The organism is Streptomyces sp. P9-2B-2, assembly GCF_030406865.1.
GTDB lineage: Bacteria > Actinomycetota > Actinomycetes > Streptomycetales > Streptomycetaceae > Streptomyces > Streptomyces platensis.
The window spans coordinates 1286633-1305949 of sequence record NZ_CP129126.1 but is presented as its reverse complement, the minus strand read 5'-3'; the positions used below and the strand labels follow the sequence as shown (position 1 = coordinate 1305949).

Below are 19317 nucleotides of genomic sequence, written 5' to 3'. Positions count from 1 at the left end.
CTGCCACTGTCTCCAGATGCCTGACTGCCAGTTGTCTGGCTGCGCGCCAGAAAGCATGCGGGCTCTTCCTGATGTACGCAATGGCCGCTAGCCTCGGGCGGCCTTTAAGGGGCTCGCCTGACCCACGGGGACCAGACCCGCCAGAGAGGAATGCGATGTCTTCCGACACTGCACGGCTCATCGGGCAACTGGACCCCGCCGCGACGGTGCTGCTCACCGTCGAGTGCCAGCGCGGGGTGGTCGGCCCGGACAGCGCACTGCCCGAACTCGCCGACGCGGCCCGCGAGTCGGGGGCGCTGTCGAATGTCGCGCGCCTGGTGGCGGCCGCCCATGAGGTCGGCGTCCAGGTGCTGCACGCGGTCGCCGAACGCCGCCCCGACGGTCGCGGCGCCAGCCGCAACGCCCGCCTGTTCAAGGCCGCCGAACGACTGCCCGTCCAACAGCTCACCGGATCCGCCGCGGTCCGCATCGCCGACCCGATACCTGTCTCCGACGGCGACCTGGTGGTGCGCAGGCTGCACGGCCTCTCGCCGATCGCCGGTACCGACGTGGACGCACTGCTGCGCAGCTTCGGGTGCCGGACCCTGATCATCACCGGAGTGTCGGCGAATGTGGCCATCCCCAACGCCGTCTTCGACGCCGTGAACCTCGGCTACACGGCCGTAGTTCCCGCAGACGCCATCGCGGGCGTACCTGCCGACTACACCCCCGCGATGATCCGCCACACCCTTGCCCTGGTCGCCACCGTCACGACCACCGATGAGGTCCTGACCGCCTGGAGCCGACCGCACCAGGGCGCCTGATCGAGATCAAGCTGCGGATTTCGTTGCCGAGAGGGTCCATCTCAACGAAATCAGAAAAGCATCTAGCCACATACGGATGTAATCAGTAGGCTCCATGCAAGCTTCCGGACTCACCCCTCAACAACTACGCCCGTTCCACCACCAGTTACGGCTCCGCCCCCGGCCCCCGCACGCAGTCGCCACACCCAAGGACAGCCATGCCGCCGCCGCCCCCTCACGACCGGCCCCTGCCGGAGACCGAGCGCACGCGCCACCGCCGTCTCCGCGAACAGGGCAGCCTCGACCGTGCCGACCTCGACGCGATCCTGGCAGCAGGTTTCGTCTGCCACCTCGGGGTGAGCGTGGACGGCACCCTGATGGTCGTGCCCACGGTCTACGGCGCGGACGGCAGCACGCTCTACTTCCACGGCTCCGTCGCCAGCCGCAGCCTGGTCGCGTCCCCGGGGGCCGCCGTGTGCGTCACCGTCACCCACGTCGACGGACTGGTACTGGCCCGCTCGGTCTTCGAACACGGTGTCAATTACCGCAGTGCCATGGTCTTCGGCGTCCCCCGCCCGGTCACCGACGCGGACGAGAAACTCGAAGGACTGCGCTGCCTCACCGAGCAGGCCACACCCGGCCAGTGGGACTACGCCCGTCGCCCCAGCCGCAAGGAACTGGCCGCCACCGCCCTGCTCGCACTGTCCCTGGAGGAGGCATCGGTAAAGGTACGCACCGGTCCCCCCGACGATGGCGACAGCTCTGACGCGGAGCTGCCGGTGTGGGCCGGCACTCTCCCCCTGCACGCTTCCTGGGGCGCCCCCGAACCGGACCCCCTGCTCACCCCGGGAATCGTCGCCCCACCCCACATCGCCGAACGCTCGGCGGTCCAGTAGCGGCCGGCCGCTCCGCGCTATCCGAACTGGCCGACCTGGTAGTCCCCGGCGGGCTGCTGGGTGATGACGTTCCCGCGGTTGAAGGCATTGATGAGGGCAATGGCGCACACCAGGGCGGAGAGCTGCTCCTCGTCGTAGTACTTGGCGGCGTTCGCCCAGGCCTCGTCCGTGACGCCACCGGCCGCGTCGGCGATACGGGTGCCCTGCTCGGTCAGCTCCAGGGCGGCGCGCTCGGCATCGGTGAACACCGTGGCCTCCCGCCAGGCCGCGACCAGGTTGAGGCGCACCGAGGTCTCCCCGCCGGCGGCGGCTTCCTTGGTGTGCATGTCGATGCAGCCGGCGCAGCCATTGATCTGACTGGCGCGGAGCTTCACCAGCTCCTGCGTCGCGAACGGCAGCGCCGAGTCCGCGAGCGCCTTCCCCGCAGCAATGATGTGCTTCATGGTCTTGGCGGCGACCGGGCCGGCCATGAGGTTCAACCGAGCAGTCATGCTGCACTCCTGTGGGCTCGTGGTTGCTGTTGCCCTCTTGGACGGGACAGCTTGACGAGATGTGACACGGGCGGAAGAGGAAGCGGGCGTCGTCGCCCATGCCGCCCCAGGACGTTGTGGCCTACCTTGCGAGAGCCCCGCACCCGCCGTAATCCACCAGCCAGTTGACTTGCCGAAGGATCAGACCGCTCGCAACCGGGGCTGCCCGAACCGCCCACCCGCCATCCTCAGCGGCGGGGCAAGCGGCATCACTTGGCGCGGCGCAGTTCCCCGACGTCACCCCGTTGGCAAGAAGAAGGACCGTCCCCTGCCCCGTAACGAAGAATCGCCACAGCCAAGAGCGCAAACCACGCTCCGACGGAAGCCAGATGGATGCGCTGGGCCAGGCCATGGCCGCCCGGGTGTCCGAAGAAGGGGCCGACCGTAAGGATTGCGGCCGTCATGGAGATCGCCAAGAGCCATGGTCCCCAGCGGCGCACGAGTTCCAAGGGCGGGTGGCCGTGTCGGGCGGCGATGATGAAGAGCGCCATGGAGGCGAAAATGGCGAAGTGCACCATGCCGCTGGTTGTGGTGTGCCAGGGGCTGCCTTCCGGGCAGCCGCGTTCCACCGAGGGTGCGCAGTGCAGTGGCAGCAGCACGTCGGCGATGGAGAACACCCCGAAAGCTATGGTGGCCGCGGCCCCGGCCGAGGCCCAGCCCCCGGGCAGAATGCTCCAGGCGAGGGCTCCGCCTGTCACCACCAGCACCGCGCAAGCGACCTCTACCAGGCTGAACAGGAGCCGGTAGGGCTGGTCGGCAGCGAAGAGCTCGCTGACGTAGGAGTCGCGCTGGTGCAGCCCCGTGGGCAGGAAGAACTGGAGCACCCAGTCGTTGTAAACCACCGACGCCGTCAGCAGCAGCCCTGCCGAAGCCGTCCCCCGCGTCGGCCGCAGCCTCACCGGTACCGAACGGAAGTGGAAGCGGACACCGCAGCCTCCTCACGTATCGCCGAAACGCTGTCCATCGGCCGGCCACCACAGCGCGCAAAACCAAGCCCCCTAATGGTTGCTGCCCGAACCTGCGCCTACGCATCTCTGGCATGGCCGCCCTTCACCCGAACAGCCGACGGCTGTTCCCTTGCGGCGCCGATCTGTTTTTGGGTGTGAAGGGGAAAGGCGTGAGGGTGAGAGCGCAAGGAGTTCGCTGGGTCCGGCGCGCGGTCGGGTTCTCTCGCTTCTACGGTGAGGAAGGGTGCTGCCGGTCATCCGGGGGGAGAGTTCCGTGCCGGCCTTCCGAGGATTCCGTTGTCGTGAGGAGTGCGTGATGGCCCGTTGCCGGAGAGCGCATTCTCTTTATGGGCGCACTGCTGTGGTGACCGGGGCCGCTCGTGGGGTGGGGAGTGCGCTGGCTTGGGAGCTGGCTCGACGGGGAGCCCATCTCGCCCTGCTCGATCATGACGGGGATGCTCTTCGCCGGGTGGCGTCCTCTTTGCCGACCGAAGTGCATTGCTGGAGCGTCGATGTCACTCGGGACGGGGCCATGGCCCGGGTGGCGGAGGAGGTTCGCGAACGGCTGGGGGAGGCGAGTGTCGTCGTGGCGAACGCGGGAATCGCCGAAGGCGGGCCGTTCGCGGAATCCGATCCGATGACGTGGCGCCGGGTGATCGAGGTCAATTTGATCGGCAGCGCGATTACCGCTCGCGCTTTCTTGCCGGACCTGCTGTCCACCCGCGGATACTTTCTTCAGGTGGCCTCACTGGCGTCCATCGGCGCGGCTCCGCTGATGAGTTCGTACTGCGCTTCCAAGGCCGGTGTCGAATCCTTCACGCAGTCGTTGCGTGCCGAACTCGCCGCGCAGCATGTCCGGGTGGGAATCGCCTATCTGAATTGGACCGAGACCGACATGGTCCGGGATGCGGACCAGTACTCCGTGCTGCGCGAACTCCGCGCCCATATGCCGCCGCCGGCCCGAAAGGTCTACCGCCCGGAGTGGGTGGCCGCCCGGTTGGCAACGGCGGTGGAACGACGGTCGACCGCCGTGTACACACCCGCCTGGCTCCGTAGTGTGCAGGTGGTGCGCGCCGCACTGCCGATCGTCGTCACCCACTTCTCGCGCAGGGAACTCCCGCGGCTGGCTGCCCGTACCTCCTTCGAAGCGACGGGTCTGCTGGGGGCTGGAGGGCGAGCGGATGCCGAGGCCGCCCTCCGCCGGGCTGATGCCGAAGACAGCCCGCGGTGACCGAACGCGCCCGGCATCGCCGTCCCATTAGGGGGCGGTGCGGCGCGAGCCGCCTTCTTGGGGCCGAGGCGTGTCAGCGTGCAGTCTCTCCCTGACGCCGAAGAGGTCGAAGAAGCACGGTGCTTACGTGGTCACGCCTTCCGTACGGTGACGCCCGCCGCGGTCAGGTGGTCGGTCTGGTCGTCCGGTGCGGAGTCATCGGTGACGACGGCGTGCAGGGCGGGGGCGGGGGTGACGAACGCGAGGGCGGTGCGGGAGAGTTTGGTGGCTTCCGCGACGGCGATCACGCGACGGGAAGAGGCGATCGCGGCACGTTTGACGGCGGCGTCGTCCAAGTCGTAGGCGGTCATGCCACTTTCGGCGTTCAGTCCGCAGCAGCCGATGATCGCGGTGTCGAAGCGCAGGGCGGCCAGGGATGCCTGCGTCAGGGGGCCGGTCAGCGCCAGTTCGCCCGGCCGGGGCCGGCCGCCGGGTACCAGCAGGGTCAGCTGCGGCGCCTCTGCCAGTGCGTTCACCGCGTGCAGGGAGAGCGGCATGACGGTCAACCGGCGCTGCGCCAGCACACGGGCCACTTCCAGGCAGGTGGTGCCGCTGTCGAGGACGACGGACTCTCCGTCGGCCACCAGCCGGGCGGCCTCGACGGCAATGCGCCGCTTGACCTCCGTCCCCTCCTGGGCCCGCAGCGCGAACGGCGGTTCCTCGCCGCGCAGTAGCAGGCTCCTCGCACCTCCGCGGTAGCGCTCCAGTACCCCCTGGGAAGACAGAGCCTCCAGGTCACGCCGGATGGTCATCTCGGAAGCGCCGGTGAGCCCGGCCAGCTCCGCGACGCCGATGCTGCCCGCCTCCCGTACCGCCTCAGTGATCTGCCTCAGTCGATCTGTGCCAGCCATAGTGAGATTGAACATCGATCGCGTTCGAAAAGCAACCTTTCGAAAGCTGAACTTGTTCGCTATGTTCGGAGCGTGGAGAGATCACTACGGCTCGGCCGCCTGGCCACCTTCGCCTACTTCGTCCTGAACGGCTTCCTGATGGGGATGTGGGTCGTCCATATCCCCGATATCGAGCAGCGCGCAGGGATCAGCCATGCCGTACTCGGCTGGCTCCTGCTGCTGCTCGGCGCGGGAGCCTTCGCCGGTATGCAGCTCGTCGGCCCCCTCACCGACCGTTTCGGCGCCCGTACGGTCGTACCGCTCAGCGCTGCTCTGTGCAGCGCCGGTGTGGTCCTGCCGGGATGGGCCGCGAACCCCTGGACGCTGGGGGCCGCACTGCTGGTGCTCGGCCTCGGCAACGGCTGCCTGGATGTCAGCATGAACGCCCACGCCATCCAGGTCGAGCGCGGCTACCAACGGCCCGTCATGTCCGCCTTCCACGCCGCCTTCTCCATCGGTGGCGTCCTTGCCGCGCTGGTCGGCGCCCGCATGCTCAGCTGGGGGTGGAGCCCGGTGGCGAACCTCGGCACGGTGGCGCTCCTGGGGTTGGCGATTGCGGTGGCTGCAGCCCCTGCGCTGCTCAGGTCCGGCGGCACCGATATCCCCGAGACCTCCGAGACGCACGAGACCCCCGATGCCCCCGATGGCCTTGCTGCTGCCGCGAAGGGCCGGCGCAGGACCAAAACCCCCAGGCGCATCTGGGGACTTGCCACTCTCGCGCTGATGATCATGCTGTGCGAAGGCGTGGCCAATGACTGGAGCACGCTCCATCTGCGCGACGTCCTGGGGGCGCCGGCCGCCACCGCCGCCCTCGCCTACGGAGCCTTCTCCACCGCCATGACCATCGGCCGCCTGCTCACCGACCGGGTGGCCGCGCGTTTCGGCTCGGTGGCCGTGCTCCGCTACGGGGCGTCAGCTGCCGCACTCGGCCTGACCGCGGCGTCGCTCTCCTCCTCGATCCCCTTGACTCTGATCGGCTGGACCCTGTTCGGAGCCGGCCTGTCCGGTTGCGTCCCCCAGCTCTTCAGCGCCGCGGGCCACGCCGACCCGGACGCCGCCGGCACCAACGTCTCCCGCGTCGCGGGCCTCGGCTACGTCGGCATGCTCGCCGGCCCCGCGATCATCGGCCCCCTGACCCAGGTCATGCCGCTCCACCTCACGTTCTTCCTGCCCGTGGCATTCTGCGCGGTCGCCGCCGCCACGGCCGGCATCCTGCGGCCCCGTAACGCCGCCCCCACACGCCCGGAGAGCGGAGGCGGCACGACCGATTCCGGCAACAGCCCGGCCCATGCGGCCCCTCGTGAGACCGCACCCGACACGCACTCGGGAGAGCGAAGCCATAAGGGGTGAAGTGGAGAGCCTCCGGCACCCAGTTGGTGCCGGTGCTTGAGTCGATCCGGGTTCCACGCTTCGGCTCAGGCAGGCCCCGCAAGAAGCCCGACACCGTCGCGGCGGATAAGGGCTACCGCAACGGTCCCTGCCGCGAGTATGTGCGGCGCGGGGACGCCGGGCGGGCGGCGGCTCAGATGACCAGGACCCGGCGTCCCCGGGTGTGGCCGGCGCGGCTGTCGGCGTGTGCCGCCGCTGCCTCGGTGAGCGGGTACGACTTCTCGACCGGGATGTGGAGTCTGCCCCGGGCGATGAGGTCGACGGCCTCGGCGAGCGCGTCAGGCACGCTCCCGGCCACGCCGGAGAACCGGACGCCCAGCTGTGGCGCACCGAGGTCGGCGATGGAGACGACCTTGCGTGAGTCCCCGGTCAGCTCGACGAGTTCGCGGATCACGCCCGAGCCGGCCAGGTCGAGGGCCGCGTCGATCCGGCCCAGGTGCCGCACCCGTTCGACCCAGTCCTCGCCGTAGGTCGTGGCGAGGGCGCCCAGGCCGCGCAGGTAGTCCTGGTTCGCGGCCCCGGCCGTGCCGATCACCGTGATGCCGCGCTCGCGGGCGATCTGCAGCACCGCCGACCCGACGCCGCCGGACGCGCCGCTGACCAGCAGCGTCTGCCCGGGCCGCACGCCGACCTCGCGGATGATACGCAGCGCGGTCTCCACCACCGACGGGTACCCGGCCGCCTCGTCGAAGGTCAGTCCCACGGGTATCCGGGCCCAGGCCGACAGCACGGCGAACTCGGCGTACGTGTCGGCGCCTTCGCCGAACACGCGGTCGCCGACGTCGACCCCTTCGACGCCCTCGCCGACCTCGTCCACCACCCCGGCGGCGTCCAGTCCGACCCCGGCGGGCAGCTCGACCGGATGGGCTCCCAGGACTTGGCCCTCCCGAATCCTCCAGTCGACGGGGTTGACGCCCGCCGCTCGTACGGCGATGCGTATCCGGCCGGGGCCCGCGTGGGGCTCCTCGGCTTCCACCAGTTGCAGGACTTCGGGACCGCCGAACTCGGCGAAGCAAATTTTCCTCATGGGGCCGAACGTAGCCCTAACGGTTAGCTTTCCGCAACCGTTAGGAATTCATACCTGGTAGTGTCACGGCATGACCGAGCCGCCCGGACGCCGCGAACGCAAGAAGGCTGCGACCCGTCAGAAGATCGCCGACACCGCGCTGCGACTCTTCCTGGAGCGCGGGTACGACGCCGTGGGCATCCGTGACGTGGCGGCCGAATCCGACGTGGCCGTCACCACGGTGTTCTCCCACTTCGCCTCGAAAGAGGCCCTGGTGTTCGAGCGCGACCAGGACTTCGAGCAGCGCCTCACGCGGGCGGTCACCGACCGCGCCCCGCACGAGCCGCTCATCCCGGCGCTGCACCGCGAGGTCCAGGCCCTGGTGCGGCACTGCACGGCGGAGGGCAGCGCCCCCGTCCGGCGCATGATCGAGGGATCACCCGCCCTGCGGAAGTACGAGGAGTCGATGAGCCTGCGTCACGCGCAGGCGCTGGCAGCGGCCCTGGCCGCCGATCCCCACCTGTCCCGGAGTGCGACGGCCTGCCGGGCGACCGCGCGGTTCACCATCGACGCCTACGCACTGGCCTGCCAGGCGGACGATCCCGAGTCCACGACGGACGAGGTCTTCCGAATGATCAAGGCGGCTTGGGAAGCCACCGCGCCCTGAGAAGAGGCCCTGGATGCGTCGGCTGCCGCGGCCGGTGGTGTGCGTCAGCTCGCGTAGGGTCACGCCGCCGTCGCGGGTGCAGAGCAGGTCCCAGACCTCGGTGATCAGCGGGGAGGCCGGCGGGCCGGCCGCGAGTTGTCGGGCGAGGAGGGAGTCGAGAATCGCCCAGCGCCGGGGCCAGTTCGGCGCGGCCGCCAGCTGTTCGGTGATCCTTGTGGTCCAGCCGGTACCCATCACCTCGTCCGGCTCGACCACTGCCCTCGCCAGGTGGTGCAGGGGGATGCGCATACAGCGGTGGGCGCCGAGCGGGGTGAAGTCGACTTCGACCGCATGACCGGGGCCGAGGTAGCCGGCCAGGACGGGGGCGGTCTGGATGCCCGCGATCATGGCAGGCCATACGCTCGACGGCCCGGACCGGTTGAGGCCGTCGGTGATGTGGAGAGGGTCACCCCAGCCCAGGAGCAGGGTGACCGTGGCGGAGGGGAGCGAGAGCCGGGGCGGCCTGGGCCCTGCCATCCGGTAGCCGCGATAGCGGAGCACGTGCCCGCGCAGCCACCCCGGCGCGACGCGGTCGATGCTTTCGCCCTGGTCGCCCTGGTCGCCCTGGTCGCCCTGGTCGCCCTGATGGGCCTGACCGTGCTGGTCGCCCAACTCGCTCGCCGCCATGTGCTGCTTCGACACTGTGGCCCACCCCCGTCAACTCCCCAAGCCCGATTGCGCTTTCGTACAAGACCTAGGTTGCCCCCGGGGCCCAGGCTGTGGCCGTGCAAACAGTCTCTTTGGGAGGGGTTTCTCCATGAAGTTCAGCATTCGGGCGGCCGCGGGCGTCGTGGCGTCGGCTTCGTTCGTCCTGGGCGGGGCGCCGGCCGTGCCCGCCGACGCCGCGACACCGGCCGGGGCGGGCGCCGCTCCCGCCGTCCAGCGGCCGGCCGACGCGGTCGAGACGTACGGGAACATGGCCACCGGGTCCTGTCTCGACGACAGCCAGTTCGGCCTGCGCGGCTACGCCTGCAACGGCTCCGTCTTCCAGAAGTGGAACGTGCACAAGTGGGCCGACAACACCCGCCAGTTCCGCAGCCTCGCCACCAATGAATGCCTCTACGACGACGGCGTCACGCTCGACACCCGCTCATGCAACTCGTCTCGCCAGCAGAGCTGGTTCGTGTTCGTGAAGGGCGACAAGCTGACCTTCCAGAGCCAGGCCACGGGGGAATGCCTGGACGACAGCCAGTTCGGGCTCCGTACGATCCGGTGCAACGGCGGTCGCAACCAGACCTGGCGCTGAGCCGCCGCTGGACGGGAGCAGGGCGGCATCTGGTGAGCCCGCGTGCCTGGCCCGGTTGGCACTCAGCCGAGGTCGGCGACCAGAGTGGCGGCGAGCTCATCAGGACGGGCGGCGAACGGCGAGTGGCTGCCGGGTAGTTCGCGGACGGTGAAGGGGTTGTCAGGCGCGAACGCGTCGGCCTCGGTGATCATCAGGTCCTGCATGGCCGGTGTGGCAGCCCAGTCCTCGGCCAGCCGGAGGAACGTACGCGGTATGCGCCCCCAGCGGGCGGCCGTCAGGTGAACGGGCGTCGTCACGAGGGCAAGCGGCAGGTCGGGGCTGAGGGCGCGGCGCCAGCGGGCGAACTCCTCGGTGGGCACGTCGTGGTAGTAGGCCTGCCGCATGTCCTCGATGTACGCGGGATCGGTCGACAGGGGGTTGATGCGGAGGGCGCCGAGGCTCTCCATGTCACCGATGCCGAGCCCCCGGCCGCGGGCGGTCGTGGTCTGCTCCGGGGTGCTCAGGTAGTCGGTGAAGCGCGGGCGCCCGGCCGGGACGCAGGCGGAGAGGTAGACGAGCCGGTCGACGAGGTGCGGAGCGGTCTCAGCAGCGAGGGACGCCGGTCCGCCGCCCGCGCTGTGGGCCACGAGCACGACCGTGCGGAAGCGTCCGCGGACCTCCGTCAGCGTGGACAGGATGCTCGCGGCGCACTCGTCCGTGGTCAGCCCGGCGAGCGCGGACTTCTCCGTGGAGAGGCCCGGCTGCCCGGGGAGCAGATACCCGGAAGGCAGCGGCGCGCCGAAACCGTGACCGGGCAGGTCCAGCGCGACGCTCGCCGCACCGCGGTGCGTCAGCGAACGCTGCGTGGCCGCCCAGTGCCAGGAGGAGTGCCAGGCGCCATGGAGGAGGACGAACAGGGTGTCTCGGGAGGGAGCGTTCATAGGGACGTCACCTTTGAGGGGGTGGGGGCGGGAGTGGGGCGGAGTACGGGGGATGACTCTTGGCCGAAGAGGCCGATGAGGCCGATGAGGCCGAGGACGAGGACCAGGACGACACCGACGACGGTGGCGGCTCGGCTCAGGGGAGCCCCGGTGGTGGCATGGGGATCACCAGCGCGGGGTGCCGTACCGCTCCATTCCAATCGGCCTGCGACGCGCGGCCAATGCCGATGCCGGACAGGGGCCCGCGTGATACCTCACAGGTATGACGGGAGGGCTCCACTTACGCTGGGCGTATGGAAGCCCGTCATTTCCGCTACGCCCTCGCCGTGGCCGAGCACCAGCACTTCGGGCGGGCGGCAGCAGCCCTTGGTATCGCGCAGCCGCCGCTCTCCCGCCAGATCGCGGACCTTGAACGGGAGGTGGGCGAGCGTCTCTTCGACCGCACTCCCGGAGGCGTGTTTCCGACCGCGGCCGGTGCGGCGTTCCTGACGCCGGCGCGACGGGCGCTGTGCGAGATGTCGGCCGCGACGGTCGAGGCCGGTCGCGCGGCGCGGGGGGAGACGGGGCGTCTGCGTCTCGGCTTTATCAGCTCGGCCCTGCTCCAGTTCCTGCCGTCGGTCCTGCCGCCGTTCCGACGGGACCACCCGGATGTCCGGCTCGAACTGCGCGAGATGTCGACAGCGCGCAGCGCCGCCGCCCTGATCAGCGGCGAGCTGGACCTGGCCATCGGACGGGGCGCCCCTCGCGGGCCGGGTGCCGAAGGGCTCGTCTCCGTCACCGTCGGCCGGGACCACCTGGTCACCGTGGTGGGTACGGGCCACCCCTACGCCGGACGGAAGACGGTGGGACGGGCACAACTCAGCCGCCAGCACCTCATCGTGGCGCCGGTGGATGACGAACCGGCCACCTACGCGGGCCTGCGCACCTTCCTCGGCGACGACGCGTCGGCTCTCGACACCGCCACCGAGGCGAGGGACCTGCACACCATCATCGGTCTGGCGGCGTGCGGGGTCGGCGCGGGCCTCGGCCCGTCGTGCATGCGCGCGGTCGCCCGGCCCGGCACCTGGTTCTGCGATGTGACTCCGCGGACGCCGCTGCCCGACCTGGTCCTGTCCTACCGGGGCGACGAACGCTCCCCGGTACTCGCCGCATTCCTCGCGGAGACCCGGCGTCGTTCCACGGTGGGTGCTCGGCCGGGCCGCACGAAGAGGAGCGGACGCAAGGGGCCCGGGGCGAGCGACTCCGCTTAGGGGGCTGCTGGCGAGCTCACGGCCGTCGTCCCCACGCGGAGATCATCGGGGCCGTGGCCAGGTCGAGTTGACCGGTGGCGACGTTGGCCAGGTGACGGTCGATCTCCTCGTCGGTGGCCAGGCCGTTCCCGGTCAGCTGGTGGCGGATCTGCCGGACCGTCGCGTCTTCCAGTACGGCGCAGGCCGGCGAGGTGATGGGGAAGTACGCGTCCGCCTGCACCTCGTCCAGCCCGGCTTCGCGTAGCACCCTGGGCAGGGTCCGCCCGTACGCGAGGTCCGCACCGCGTGCCGCCATCAGGGTGCGGAAGCCGGACCGCAACCGGTTGGCGAGCTGTTGTTCGGGACCCGACTCGTCGGGGCACAGCAGTGGCTGCAAGGCGGGGTCGGCGTCCTCCAGGAGCAGCCAGCCGCCGGGCCGCAGCGCTTGGATCATCCGCCGCAGGGCCTCGGCGCGGTCGGCGACATGCACCAGGACCAGCCGCGCGTGCACGAGGTCGAAGCCGCCGGGCGGCGGATCGCCCGCCACGTCGTGGGAGCGCACCTCGATCACACCGTCGGCGACATCGCAGGTCCAGGACACATCGATATCGGTGGCGAGCACCGTGCCCGTTGGACCGACCCGCTCGGCGAGCCCGAGAGGTACGGAGGGACCGCCGGCGCCGACCTCCCAACACCGCATGCCGACACCGATGCCGAGCCGGTCGATATGCCGGAACGTCACGGGGTCGAACAACTCGGAGAGCGCGCCGAAGCGGATCCCCGCCTCCGACTGTTGGTTGTCCAGAAGGTATCCGCGGTCGCTCTCGTGTTCAGCCATGGGGCGAGTCTGGCAGAGGGGCGTAGTGTGGACTCGACCAAGAGAATGCGCTGGCTTGCGTGGGACGCACCCACACCCCTCGGCCCGGTCAGTGCGCGCGGAGAGGGCGCTTCAGCGGATCGCGCCATCCCCCAACTCCCGGGCCCAGCCGATCAGTTGACGGTCATCCAACCCGGCCCCCAACCAGTCGTGGTCGAGGTCGGCGCCCGGGAGGGACGGTGCGACCGCGACGTGCAGTCCGGCGGCACGGGCCGCAGCGATGCCGGTGGCCGAGTCCTCGAAGGCGACAGAGTGCTGCGGGGCCGCACCGAGTGCCTCGCAGGCCACCAGGTAGAGGTCCGGTGCGGGCTTGGGGGAAGCCACCTCGTCGGCGGCGAATGTGTGCGTGAAGTGCGCGGCGAGGCCCGCCGATTCCAGTGCCGTGTCCAGCAGTTCCCGGGGGCTGTTGCTGGCGACGGCTATGGGCACGGCCGCCCGGCAGGCACGCACCAGCTCCGCTGCTCCGGGGAGGGCGGCGGCGCCCGCGGCCAGCTCCTTACGGACTCGTCCGAGGAGCTCGGCGGCGAGCTCGGTACCGGCTCCGGGCCGCCCGAAGTAGTCCGCCATGGCCGCTGCCGCGGCCTCCACGGTACGGCCGATGACCAGCGCTTTCTGTTCGGGGCCGAAGGAGTGGCCGTGCGCGGCGAAAATGGCCGTTTCCGCGACGGTCCAGCAGACCTCGGTGTTGACCAGCAGACCGTCGCAGTCGAAGACCACGGCCTCCGCGCTGGTGGGGAGCGAGCGCATACGGGTGTCCTTTCACTTTGGGTGAGTCGGTTGCCTGTTCAGAGGGTGTGGGCGGGCCGGTCAGCCGTTCACGCTCATACCGGCCTGCCTCATGAACTGATCGTTCGGGTTCCGGAAGTCACCGAGACTCCGGCCTCCGGTCGTCGGCGTGCGGTCGACGCGGCCGGTGTCTCACTCCCCGAGCGCGAGCCGGACCCCGAAAGCGGCGATGACCGTACCGGTGAGGCGGTCGAGATAACGGCGCGCCGTGGGCTGTTGCAGGCGGTCCCGGAGCACGTGCCCGAGGGCGATCAGTACGCCGGCCCATAGGACGGCCAGCAGGATGTGGATGCCGGTCAGAAGCACGCCCGCGGTGAGGTGCGAGGTGTCGGCGGGGAGGAACTGCGGGAGCACCGCCACATAGAAGGCGCCCATCTTCGGGTTGAGAAGGTTGGTCGTGATCCCCTGACGCCAGCCGCCGGGCAGGGAGTCGCCGGAGCCTGATCCCGACGTGACTTCGGCCCCGCTCCCAGGTATCTCCGGGGCCTCGTCCACCGAGCGGCGCCAGGAGGCCCACAGCATCCTGCCGCCCATCCACACCAGGTACGCGGCCCCGGCCCAGCGGAGGATCTCGTACGCGAGGTGGGACGCGGTGAGCAGCGCGGTCACGCCGAGCGAGGTGAGGGTGCCCCAGATCAGGGTGCCGCTCTGGATGCCGAGGACCACGCCCCAGGCACGCCGACGGTGCCCGAGCGCGGCAGTGCGCAGGATGAGGGCGGTGTCCAGTCCGGGAGTGAGGGTGAGGAGTCCCACCATCAAGGAGAACGTCCACAAGGCGTCGATGGCGATCATGAGCGCTCACGATACGTCCGGAGCCATGGAACGGCTACATTCCTGCCCGGTATCGGGCAGGGATTGCGCTGCGATCAGGAGAAGATTGCGTGCACCTGATCGACTGATTCAGGCCCGTAGAGGGTGTGGCCGGAGGTCGGAGCCGAGGCCGCTACTCGCTCGCGTTCCGGAGGGGCGCGGCGCTGGATGCGCTCGGCCCACCCCACCAACCGGCCCACTAAGTCCGACGGGCCGGCGCTCAACACGTACAAGGGCAAATCAGAATATTCCGGTGTGCGTGATCCTAGAGTGGCCTGGTGAATGGTGGCCGGCCGGTACGGGATGACGAGGGGAGCGCGGCCCGGCTCCTCGCCTTGGCTGACGGAGTGTTCGCCATCGCGATGACGCTGCTGGCGCTGGACATCGCGGTGCCCGACGGGCTGGACTCCGCCGGGTTCGCGCAGGCACTGCGGGATGTGATGCCCAAGGTCTGGGCGTACGTCCTCAGTTTGGTGGTCATCGCGGCGTTCTGGCGGGGCCACTACGAGACCTTCCGGTACGTGCGGGACGTGGACGGCACGATCATCAAGCTGGTGCTGCTGGGCCTCGGGCTGATCGCCCTGATGCCGTTCCCCACCACCCTGCTGGCCGAGTACGGGGACGAGCCGCAGTCGGTGGCCGTCTACTCCGGTGCCGTCGCGGTCATGGGCGCCACGCAGCTCGCGCTGACGCTCGTGCTGTGGAAGCGCCCATGGCTGGGGAGAGCGGTGCTGTCCGACCCCGTAGCGCGCAACGATCTGGTCGATCTCGCGGCAACGGTGCTGGTCTTCGCCGTCGCCATCCCGCTCGCCTTCGTCTCGCCGACGGGCGCGAAGCTGTGGTGGGCGGTACTGATCCCGATCAGAATACTGACGGGCAAACGGGGCAAGCGCCTGCGCGCGGACGCTCAGCGGACCAGTGCCTAGGTGTATTGACCTGGAGCGTTGTTCACGCGGCTGATGGGTGGCTGGCCTGCGAGTGCGGTGTGGCACCGGTGGTGGTTGTAGTGGTGCAGGAACCTGTCCAGGGCTTCGGTGCGCTCAGTGTTGCTGGTGTAGGGCCGAATGTAGGCCCACTCGTCGGCGAGGGTTCGGTTGAAGCGTTCGACTTTGCCGTTGGTCTGCGGCCGGTAGGCGCGGGTGAGCTTGCCTCTTGCGCCGAGGCGGGCGAGGGCGTCGCGCCAGGCGAAGCTCTTTCGGTAGGGCCAGGCGTTGTCGGTCAGGACACGTTCGATGTGGTCGATGCCCACGGTCTTGAAGAACGCGGCGGCCCTTTCGAGGAAGGCCGCGCAGGTGGGGCCCTCTCGTCGCTGTGGATCTCGCTGTAGGCGAGGCGGGTGTGGTCGTCGACGGCGGAGTGGACGTAGTCGAAGCCCATGTTGCTGCGGGTGGCGCGACCGGCTTGGCGGCCGAGGACTCTGTGTCCGCCGCCGTCGGGGATCCGGCCGAGTTTCTTCACATCGACGTGGACCAGCTCGCCGGGGCGGTCGCGCTCAAGCGGCGGATGACCTGCCCGGTGGGCCGGTCGAGGAAGGCCAGGCGGCCCAGACCGTGGCGAGTCAGGACGCGGTGCACGGTGGAGGCGGGCATCCCCAGAATCGGGCCGATGCGGGCCGGTCCGAGCTTGCGGCTTGTGCGGAGGTGGCACACGCGCGCTTCGTCGGCTGTCGAGGTGCGGTGCGGGGTCCTGTGCGGACAGCTGGAGCGGTCGCGCAGTCCCGCTTCGCCTTCCGCCATGAAACGCCGGACCCACTTGTGTGCTGTGGTGCGTGAGACACCCATCTCCGCGGCCACATGGGCCACAGGGCGGCCGGCCCGGACGCGGTCGACCAGCAGCCTCCTGCCGTGAACGGTCAGCCGGGCATTACGGTGGGACACGAAGACCTCCGTCGTGTGGTGAAGCCTAGACACCTCCACCACACCGGAGGTCTTCGCCATTGATCAAACCGAGCAGCTGTCAACAAGGCTCGTGATCAATACAACTAGGGCCTGTCGTAGGACGGTGATGTACACGCCCGCCTCCGGGCGAGCGGCCGTGACCACGAGCCTCAGGTCATCCGACTTTGCCCCTGACGCACGTAGGCTGCCCGCGCTGACCATTCCTCACGAAAGGGGCAGCTCATGACCACTCGCCTCAACCCGTACATCAGCTTCTCCGGTGAAGCGAAGCAAGCCATGGAGTTCTACAAGGAGGTCCTCGGCGGCGAACTGGCCGTCAACACCTACGGTGCTTTCGGCTCCGAGGCGCCGCCCGGATTCGCCGACAAGATCATGCACAGCCATCTCGAGACCGCCGCCGGATTCACCCTGATGGCTGCCGACAACCCGCCCGGGACCGAGCACAAGCCCGGGAACAACTTCGCGGTGAGCCTGACCGGCGACGACTCGGACGAGCTGCGCGGCTACTGGCAGAAGCTGTCCGCGGGCGGCACCGTGGCCGTACCCCTGGAGAAGCAGATGTGGGGGGACGTGTTCGGCATGTGCACGGACAAGTTCGGTATCACCTGGATGGTCAATATCAGCGAGCAGTAGAGCTGATATTGACCAGACGTCGGCGCGTCGGTGCTCCAGCCGGGGCACCGACGCGTTGTCCGTATCCGGGACCGGCTCGGCGCGCATCCGATCGTGTCCCCAGCCGTCCCCGGCCGGGACGGGGCGCGCTTGATGCGGAGGCTAGGGGATAGGCGCTAGGGACGTTGCGTCAGTGCGCTGTTGGCGACATCGAGGATGTTGCGGAAGGTGCGGCTGATCACCGGCCGTGCGAGGTGGCGGGTGAGGAACGTGCCGAGCAAGGGGACGGGGATCTCGGCGCGGGTGGTCCAGTGCACGTGGGTGCCGCCGTCGACCTCGGTGAAGGTCATGCGGCCGAGTTCGCGCCGGGACGGCGGCAGACTGCGTTCGACGACGTACTCGGTGGCGTACGGCGGGTCGTACTGGGTGATGCGTTCCCGGAACCAGCCGATCAGCCAGAGGTGGCTGCGCACCGCGCCGACCCCATAGGGCGCGGACTCGCCGTGCCGGGTCAGACGGCAGCGCAGAATCAGGGGCGAGGCCGTGTAGTTGGTGGTCGTGGTGAGCCAGGTGAAGACATCCTTGATCGGGGCGGCGATGACGCGTTCCACGGTCATGGTTTCCACAGCGGGTGACCTCCTCGGTCGAGTGGGCGCACCGTCTCGGCGCGGTGCAGCTTGTCCGGGTTGCGGATGCCGTAGAGGCCGGTGATCCGACCGTCGTGAATCTCGAACGCGACCAGCCAGTCGAGTGCGTCACCGGTGACGAACCGTGCCGCGGGCATGCCGTTATAGGTGGCGTGCTCGATACGGGTCGCCGCGGTGGTGGTGCGGAGCACGCCGAGGACGAACCGGGCGACCTCGGCGTGGCCGGTGATCGGGCGGCGGGCGGCGACAACCTTCCCGCCGCCGTCGGAGATCTGCACGGCATCGGGCGCCAGCAGGTCCATCAGCGTCTGGACTTCGCCGGTCGCCGCCGCGTGCAGGAACCGCCGGACGACCTCCCGGGTGGCGCCCGAGTCGGGCTCGAAGCGGCGACGCCGCGCCTGCACGTGCCGGCGGGCGCGGTGGGCGATCTGGCGGACGGTGACCTCGGCCTTCCCGACCGAGGCAGCGATCTCGCCGTGGGTGTAGCCGAACACCTCGTGCAGGACGAACACCGCCCGCTCGGTCGGGTTCAGCGTCTCCAGGACGAGCAGCATGGCCATCGACACCGACTCGGCCAGGATCGCGTCCTCGCTCACTTCGGGCGCGGTACGGATCGGCTCGGGCAGCCATGTGCCGACGTACTCCTCGCGCCGTGCCCTGACCGCACGCAGGTGATTGAGGGCCTGGCGGGTCACGACGCGGACCAGGTAGGCGCGCGGATGCTCGACCGTGGCCGGATCGACCGCACTCCACCGCAGGTAGCTCTCCTGGAGTACGTCTTCGGCGTCGGCGGCGCTGCCGAGTATCTCGTAGGCGAGGGTGAACAGCAGCGGGCGATGCTCGGTGAACGCGCCCTCAGCCATGGCCTGACCCCACCACCAGCATGCGTCGGTACGACGGCATCACACGCGGCCCCTTTCTTCGGCTGCCCATCGAGTTCCGTGGCTGCCCATCGAGACACCGCACGTCAGCGATCTGTGACAGTCCACCATGGTGATTCGCTTCACAACGGACGCTCAGCGCTGTTGATCACTGCGCTACTTACTGAGCCGCAGGTCTTGGTCATCACCAGCCGGAGGCTGACAGACATGAGGGAGCCGCAACCCCTGTCGGCAGGGTTGCGGCTCCGGCTGGGGCCGGTGCGGCACGGGATGTGCCGGCGGGATCAGCAGGCCGTCGTGGTCTCCCAGGCGTAGAACGTGGTTCCGCCGACCTCGTAGCAGGTGTCCTGGTTCGCGGGCGCCTTCCGGGTGTTGATGGTGGACCAGTTCGGCCCGCCTTCCGCGGCCGTGCGCCAGAATCCGGTCCACCAGAAGCCGGTGTATTTGGACATCGTCACATCGACCTCTCCGGTGGTCCCCGGCTCGATCTTGGCGGTCTTGCACTGTCCGACGGGGAAGGCGCTGACCCACTTGTTGTTCACGGCGAAGTCGGCGACATAGGCGCCCTTGTTGCAGACCCTGATGCTGCCCGTTTCGCCGTCCGCTGCTGACGCTGCTGACGCGGAGGTCAATCCCGCGCCGGCCAGGGCAAGTGTGAGTGCGGCGGTGAACCCTGCGGATCGAAGGATACGTTTCATTGTTCAATGTCTCCGGATCTTCTCAGGTCGCCCTGGCGGACGGTGGACCGCAACAGGGCTTGAATATGGCCTATTCCTCGGCACATTGCCGGAGCCGTCCTATCCGTGGTTCTCGGCTCTTGTTTTCTGCTGCTCCTCTTCCGAGGTGAATGCAAGGGAGTGGAAGCAACCAGGTCAAGGGCCCGCCGCTAAGCTCGTGGCGCGTCTGAGTCAGCACTTCGGTGACCACGAGAATGCCGGGACTCGGGCGTGCGATCCGGGAGTTGTCGCCCCGGGCCGTGGCCGGATTTGCTTCAG

At 69.5% G+C, this 19317-nt stretch carries 20 protein-coding genes and 1 pseudogene; 9 read left to right on the top strand and 12 right to left on the bottom strand.

Going from position 1 to position 19317, the window contains the following annotated elements:
• Window positions 1–155 precede the first annotated feature (155 nt).
• A complete protein-coding gene (locus tag QT196_RS05505; protein WP_168477884.1) occupies window positions 156–803 on the top strand; it encodes a cysteine hydrolase in 648 nt (215 codons plus the stop codon).
• Window positions 804–1000: 197 nt separating this feature from the next.
• On the top strand, window positions 1001–1678 hold the full coding sequence (locus QT196_RS05500) for a pyridoxamine 5'-phosphate oxidase family protein (protein ID WP_168477883.1): 678 nt from the start codon (window positions 1001–1003) through the stop codon (window positions 1676–1678).
• A 17-nt stretch (window positions 1679–1695) separates the two neighbouring features.
• On the opposite strand, the gene QT196_RS05495 is transcribed toward QT196_RS05500, so the two are convergent.
• Window positions 1696–2169, bottom strand: coding sequence for a carboxymuconolactone decarboxylase family protein (locus QT196_RS05495; protein WP_168477882.1), 474 nt, complete (start codon window positions 2167–2169; stop codon window positions 1696–1698).
• 248 nt (window positions 2170–2417) lie between these two features.
• Window positions 2418–3107 (bottom strand): DUF998 domain-containing protein, encoded by a 690-nt coding sequence (locus QT196_RS05490; RefSeq protein WP_282189741.1) that lies wholly within the window; start codon window positions 3105–3107, stop codon window positions 2418–2420.
• Window positions 3108–3471: 364 nt separating this feature from the next.
• On the opposite strand from QT196_RS05490, the gene QT196_RS05485 reads away from it, so the two are divergent.
• Window positions 3472–4386, top strand: coding sequence for an SDR family oxidoreductase (locus QT196_RS05485; RefSeq protein WP_168477881.1), 915 nt, complete (start codon window positions 3472–3474; stop codon window positions 4384–4386).
• A gap of 131 nt (window positions 4387–4517) precedes the next feature.
• Here the strand turns inward: QT196_RS05485 and QT196_RS05480 are convergent, their stop codons facing one another.
• Window positions 4518–5276 (bottom strand): DeoR/GlpR family DNA-binding transcription regulator, encoded by a 759-nt coding sequence (locus QT196_RS05480; RefSeq protein WP_290354463.1) that lies wholly within the window; start codon window positions 5274–5276, stop codon window positions 4518–4520.
• A gap of 72 nt (window positions 5277–5348) precedes the next feature.
• Here QT196_RS05480 and QT196_RS05475 point away from each other — a divergent pair, with 72 nt between their 5' ends.
• The gene (locus QT196_RS05475; RefSeq protein ID WP_168477879.1) at window positions 5349–6665 is read left to right on the top strand and encodes an MFS transporter; all 1317 of its coding nucleotides are present in this window, start codon (window positions 5349–5351) and stop codon (window positions 6663–6665) included.
• 172 nt (window positions 6666–6837) lie between these two features.
• Here QT196_RS05475 and QT196_RS05470 read toward each other — a convergent pair whose 3' ends face one another.
• Window positions 6838–7731: an NADP-dependent oxidoreductase gene (locus QT196_RS05470; protein ID WP_168477878.1), complete on the bottom strand. Its 894-nt coding sequence runs from the start codon at window positions 7729–7731 to the stop codon at window positions 6838–6840.
• Between the two features lie 70 nt (window positions 7732–7801).
• Here QT196_RS05470 and QT196_RS05465 point away from each other — a divergent pair, with 70 nt between their 5' ends.
• Window positions 7802–8377, top strand: coding sequence for a TetR/AcrR family transcriptional regulator (locus QT196_RS05465; RefSeq protein ID WP_168477877.1), 576 nt, complete (start codon window positions 7802–7804; stop codon window positions 8375–8377).
• 796 nt (window positions 8378–9173) lie between these two features.
• The gene (locus tag QT196_RS05460; protein ID WP_168477876.1) at window positions 9174–9662 is read left to right on the top strand and encodes an RICIN domain-containing protein; all 489 of its coding nucleotides are present in this window, start codon (window positions 9174–9176) and stop codon (window positions 9660–9662) included.
• A gap of 62 nt (window positions 9663–9724) precedes the next feature.
• On the opposite strand, the gene QT196_RS05455 is transcribed toward QT196_RS05460, so the two are convergent.
• Window positions 9725–10582: an alpha/beta fold hydrolase gene (locus QT196_RS05455; RefSeq protein ID WP_290354461.1), complete on the bottom strand. Its 858-nt coding sequence runs from the start codon at window positions 10580–10582 to the stop codon at window positions 9725–9727.
• 293 nt (window positions 10583–10875) lie between these two features.
• Here QT196_RS05455 and QT196_RS05450 point away from each other — a divergent pair, with 293 nt between their 5' ends.
• A complete protein-coding gene (locus QT196_RS05450) occupies window positions 10876–11832 on the top strand; it encodes a LysR family transcriptional regulator (protein ID WP_290354460.1) in 957 nt (318 codons plus the stop codon).
• Between the two features lie 16 nt (window positions 11833–11848).
• Here the strand turns inward: QT196_RS05450 and QT196_RS05445 are convergent, their stop codons facing one another.
• The 3 genes from QT196_RS05445 to QT196_RS05435 form a co-directional block, all read right to left on the bottom strand.
• A complete protein-coding gene (locus QT196_RS05445; protein WP_168477873.1) occupies window positions 11849–12649 on the bottom strand; it encodes a methyltransferase domain-containing protein in 801 nt (266 codons plus the stop codon).
• A 111-nt stretch (window positions 12650–12760) separates the two neighbouring features.
• The gene (locus tag QT196_RS05440; RefSeq protein WP_290354459.1) at window positions 12761–13435 is read right to left on the bottom strand and encodes an HAD family phosphatase; all 675 of its coding nucleotides are present in this window, start codon (window positions 13433–13435) and stop codon (window positions 12761–12763) included.
• A 171-nt stretch (window positions 13436–13606) separates the two neighbouring features.
• Window positions 13607–14266 carry a LysE family translocator gene (locus QT196_RS05435; RefSeq protein ID WP_290354458.1) on the bottom strand — a complete coding sequence of 220 codons (660 nt, stop codon included), beginning with the start codon at window positions 14264–14266 and terminating at the stop codon, window positions 13607–13609.
• 293 nt (window positions 14267–14559) lie between these two features.
• On the opposite strand from QT196_RS05435, the gene QT196_RS05430 reads away from it, so the two are divergent.
• Window positions 14560–15210, top strand: coding sequence for a TMEM175 family protein (locus QT196_RS05430; RefSeq protein WP_290356611.1), 651 nt, complete (start codon window positions 14560–14562; stop codon window positions 15208–15210).
• On the opposite strand, the pseudogene QT196_RS05425 reads toward QT196_RS05430, so the two are convergent.
• Window positions 15207–16161, bottom strand: a pseudogene (locus tag QT196_RS05425) (IS481 family transposase). The gene QT196_RS05430 and the pseudogene QT196_RS05425 overlap by 4 nt on opposite strands.
• A 243-nt stretch (window positions 16162–16404) precedes the next feature.
• Between QT196_RS05425 and QT196_RS05420 the strand changes: the two are divergent.
• A complete protein-coding gene (locus QT196_RS05420; RefSeq protein WP_168477870.1) occupies window positions 16405–16815 on the top strand; it encodes a VOC family protein in 411 nt (136 codons plus the stop codon).
• A gap of 155 nt (window positions 16816–16970) precedes the next feature.
• On the opposite strand, the gene QT196_RS05415 is transcribed toward QT196_RS05420, so the two are convergent.
• The 3 genes from QT196_RS05415 to QT196_RS05405 form a co-directional block, all read right to left on the bottom strand.
• The gene (locus QT196_RS05415; RefSeq protein WP_266734590.1) at window positions 16971–17420 is read right to left on the bottom strand and encodes an SRPBCC family protein; all 450 of its coding nucleotides are present in this window, start codon (window positions 17418–17420) and stop codon (window positions 16971–16973) included.
• Entirely contained in the window at window positions 17408–18304 is an 897-nt protein-coding gene (locus QT196_RS05410; RefSeq protein ID WP_168477868.1) for an RNA polymerase sigma-70 factor, read from the bottom strand. Before QT196_RS05410 ends, QT196_RS05415 begins: the two co-directional genes overlap by 13 nt.
• Window positions 18305–18606: 302 nt before the next feature.
• On the bottom strand, window positions 18607–19020 hold the full coding sequence (locus QT196_RS05405) for a hypothetical protein (protein ID WP_168477867.1): 414 nt from the start codon (window positions 19018–19020) through the stop codon (window positions 18607–18609).
• Between the last annotated feature and the right edge of the window lie 297 nt (window positions 19021–19317).

What these genes read in the sequence shown, in the direction of transcription:
- QT196_RS05445 (WP_168477873.1), bottom strand. Translation starts at nt 12,649, where the DNA reads ATGGCTGAACACGAGAGCGACCGCGGATACCTTCTGGACAACCAACAG.
- QT196_RS05440 (WP_290354459.1), bottom strand. Translation starts at nt 13,435, where the DNA reads ATGCGCTCGCTCCCCACCAGCGCGGAGGCCGTGGTCTTCGACTGCGAC.
- QT196_RS05420 (WP_168477870.1), top strand. Translation starts at nt 16,405, where the DNA reads ATGACCACTCGCCTCAACCCGTACATCAGCTTCTCCGGTGAAGCGAAG.
- QT196_RS05435 (WP_290354458.1), bottom strand. Translation starts at nt 14,266, where the DNA reads ATGATCGCCATCGACGCCTTGTGGACGTTCTCCTTGATGGTGGGACTC.
- QT196_RS05495 (WP_168477882.1), bottom strand. Translation starts at nt 2,169, where the DNA reads ATGACTGCTCGGTTGAACCTCATGGCCGGCCCGGTCGCCGCCAAGACC.
- QT196_RS05500 (WP_168477883.1), top strand. Translation starts at nt 1,001, where the DNA reads ATGCCGCCGCCGCCCCCTCACGACCGGCCCCTGCCGGAGACCGAGCGC.
- QT196_RS05470 (WP_168477878.1), bottom strand. Translation starts at nt 7,731, where the DNA reads ATGAGGAAAATTTGCTTCGCCGAGTTCGGCGGTCCCGAAGTCCTGCAA.
- QT196_RS05505 (WP_168477884.1), top strand. Translation starts at nt 156, where the DNA reads ATGTCTTCCGACACTGCACGGCTCATCGGGCAACTGGACCCCGCCGCG.
- QT196_RS05450 (WP_290354460.1), top strand. Translation starts at nt 10,876, where the DNA reads ATGGAAGCCCGTCATTTCCGCTACGCCCTCGCCGTGGCCGAGCACCAG.
- QT196_RS05405 (WP_168477867.1), bottom strand. Translation starts at nt 19,020, where the DNA reads ATGAAACGTATCCTTCGATCCGCAGGGTTCACCGCCGCACTCACACTT.
- QT196_RS05485 (WP_168477881.1), top strand. Translation starts at nt 3,472, where the DNA reads ATGGCCCGTTGCCGGAGAGCGCATTCTCTTTATGGGCGCACTGCTGTG.
- QT196_RS05460 (WP_168477876.1), top strand. Translation starts at nt 9,174, where the DNA reads ATGAAGTTCAGCATTCGGGCGGCCGCGGGCGTCGTGGCGTCGGCTTCG.
- QT196_RS05480 (WP_290354463.1), bottom strand. Translation starts at nt 5,276, where the DNA reads ATGGCTGGCACAGATCGACTGAGGCAGATCACTGAGGCGGTACGGGAG.
- QT196_RS05455 (WP_290354461.1), bottom strand. Translation starts at nt 10,582, where the DNA reads ATGAACGCTCCCTCCCGAGACACCCTGTTCGTCCTCCTCCATGGCGCC.
- QT196_RS05465 (WP_168477877.1), top strand. Translation starts at nt 7,802, where the DNA reads ATGACCGAGCCGCCCGGACGCCGCGAACGCAAGAAGGCTGCGACCCGT.
- QT196_RS05410 (WP_168477868.1), bottom strand. Translation starts at nt 18,304, where the DNA reads ATGGCTGAGGGCGCGTTCACCGAGCATCGCCCGCTGCTGTTCACCCTC.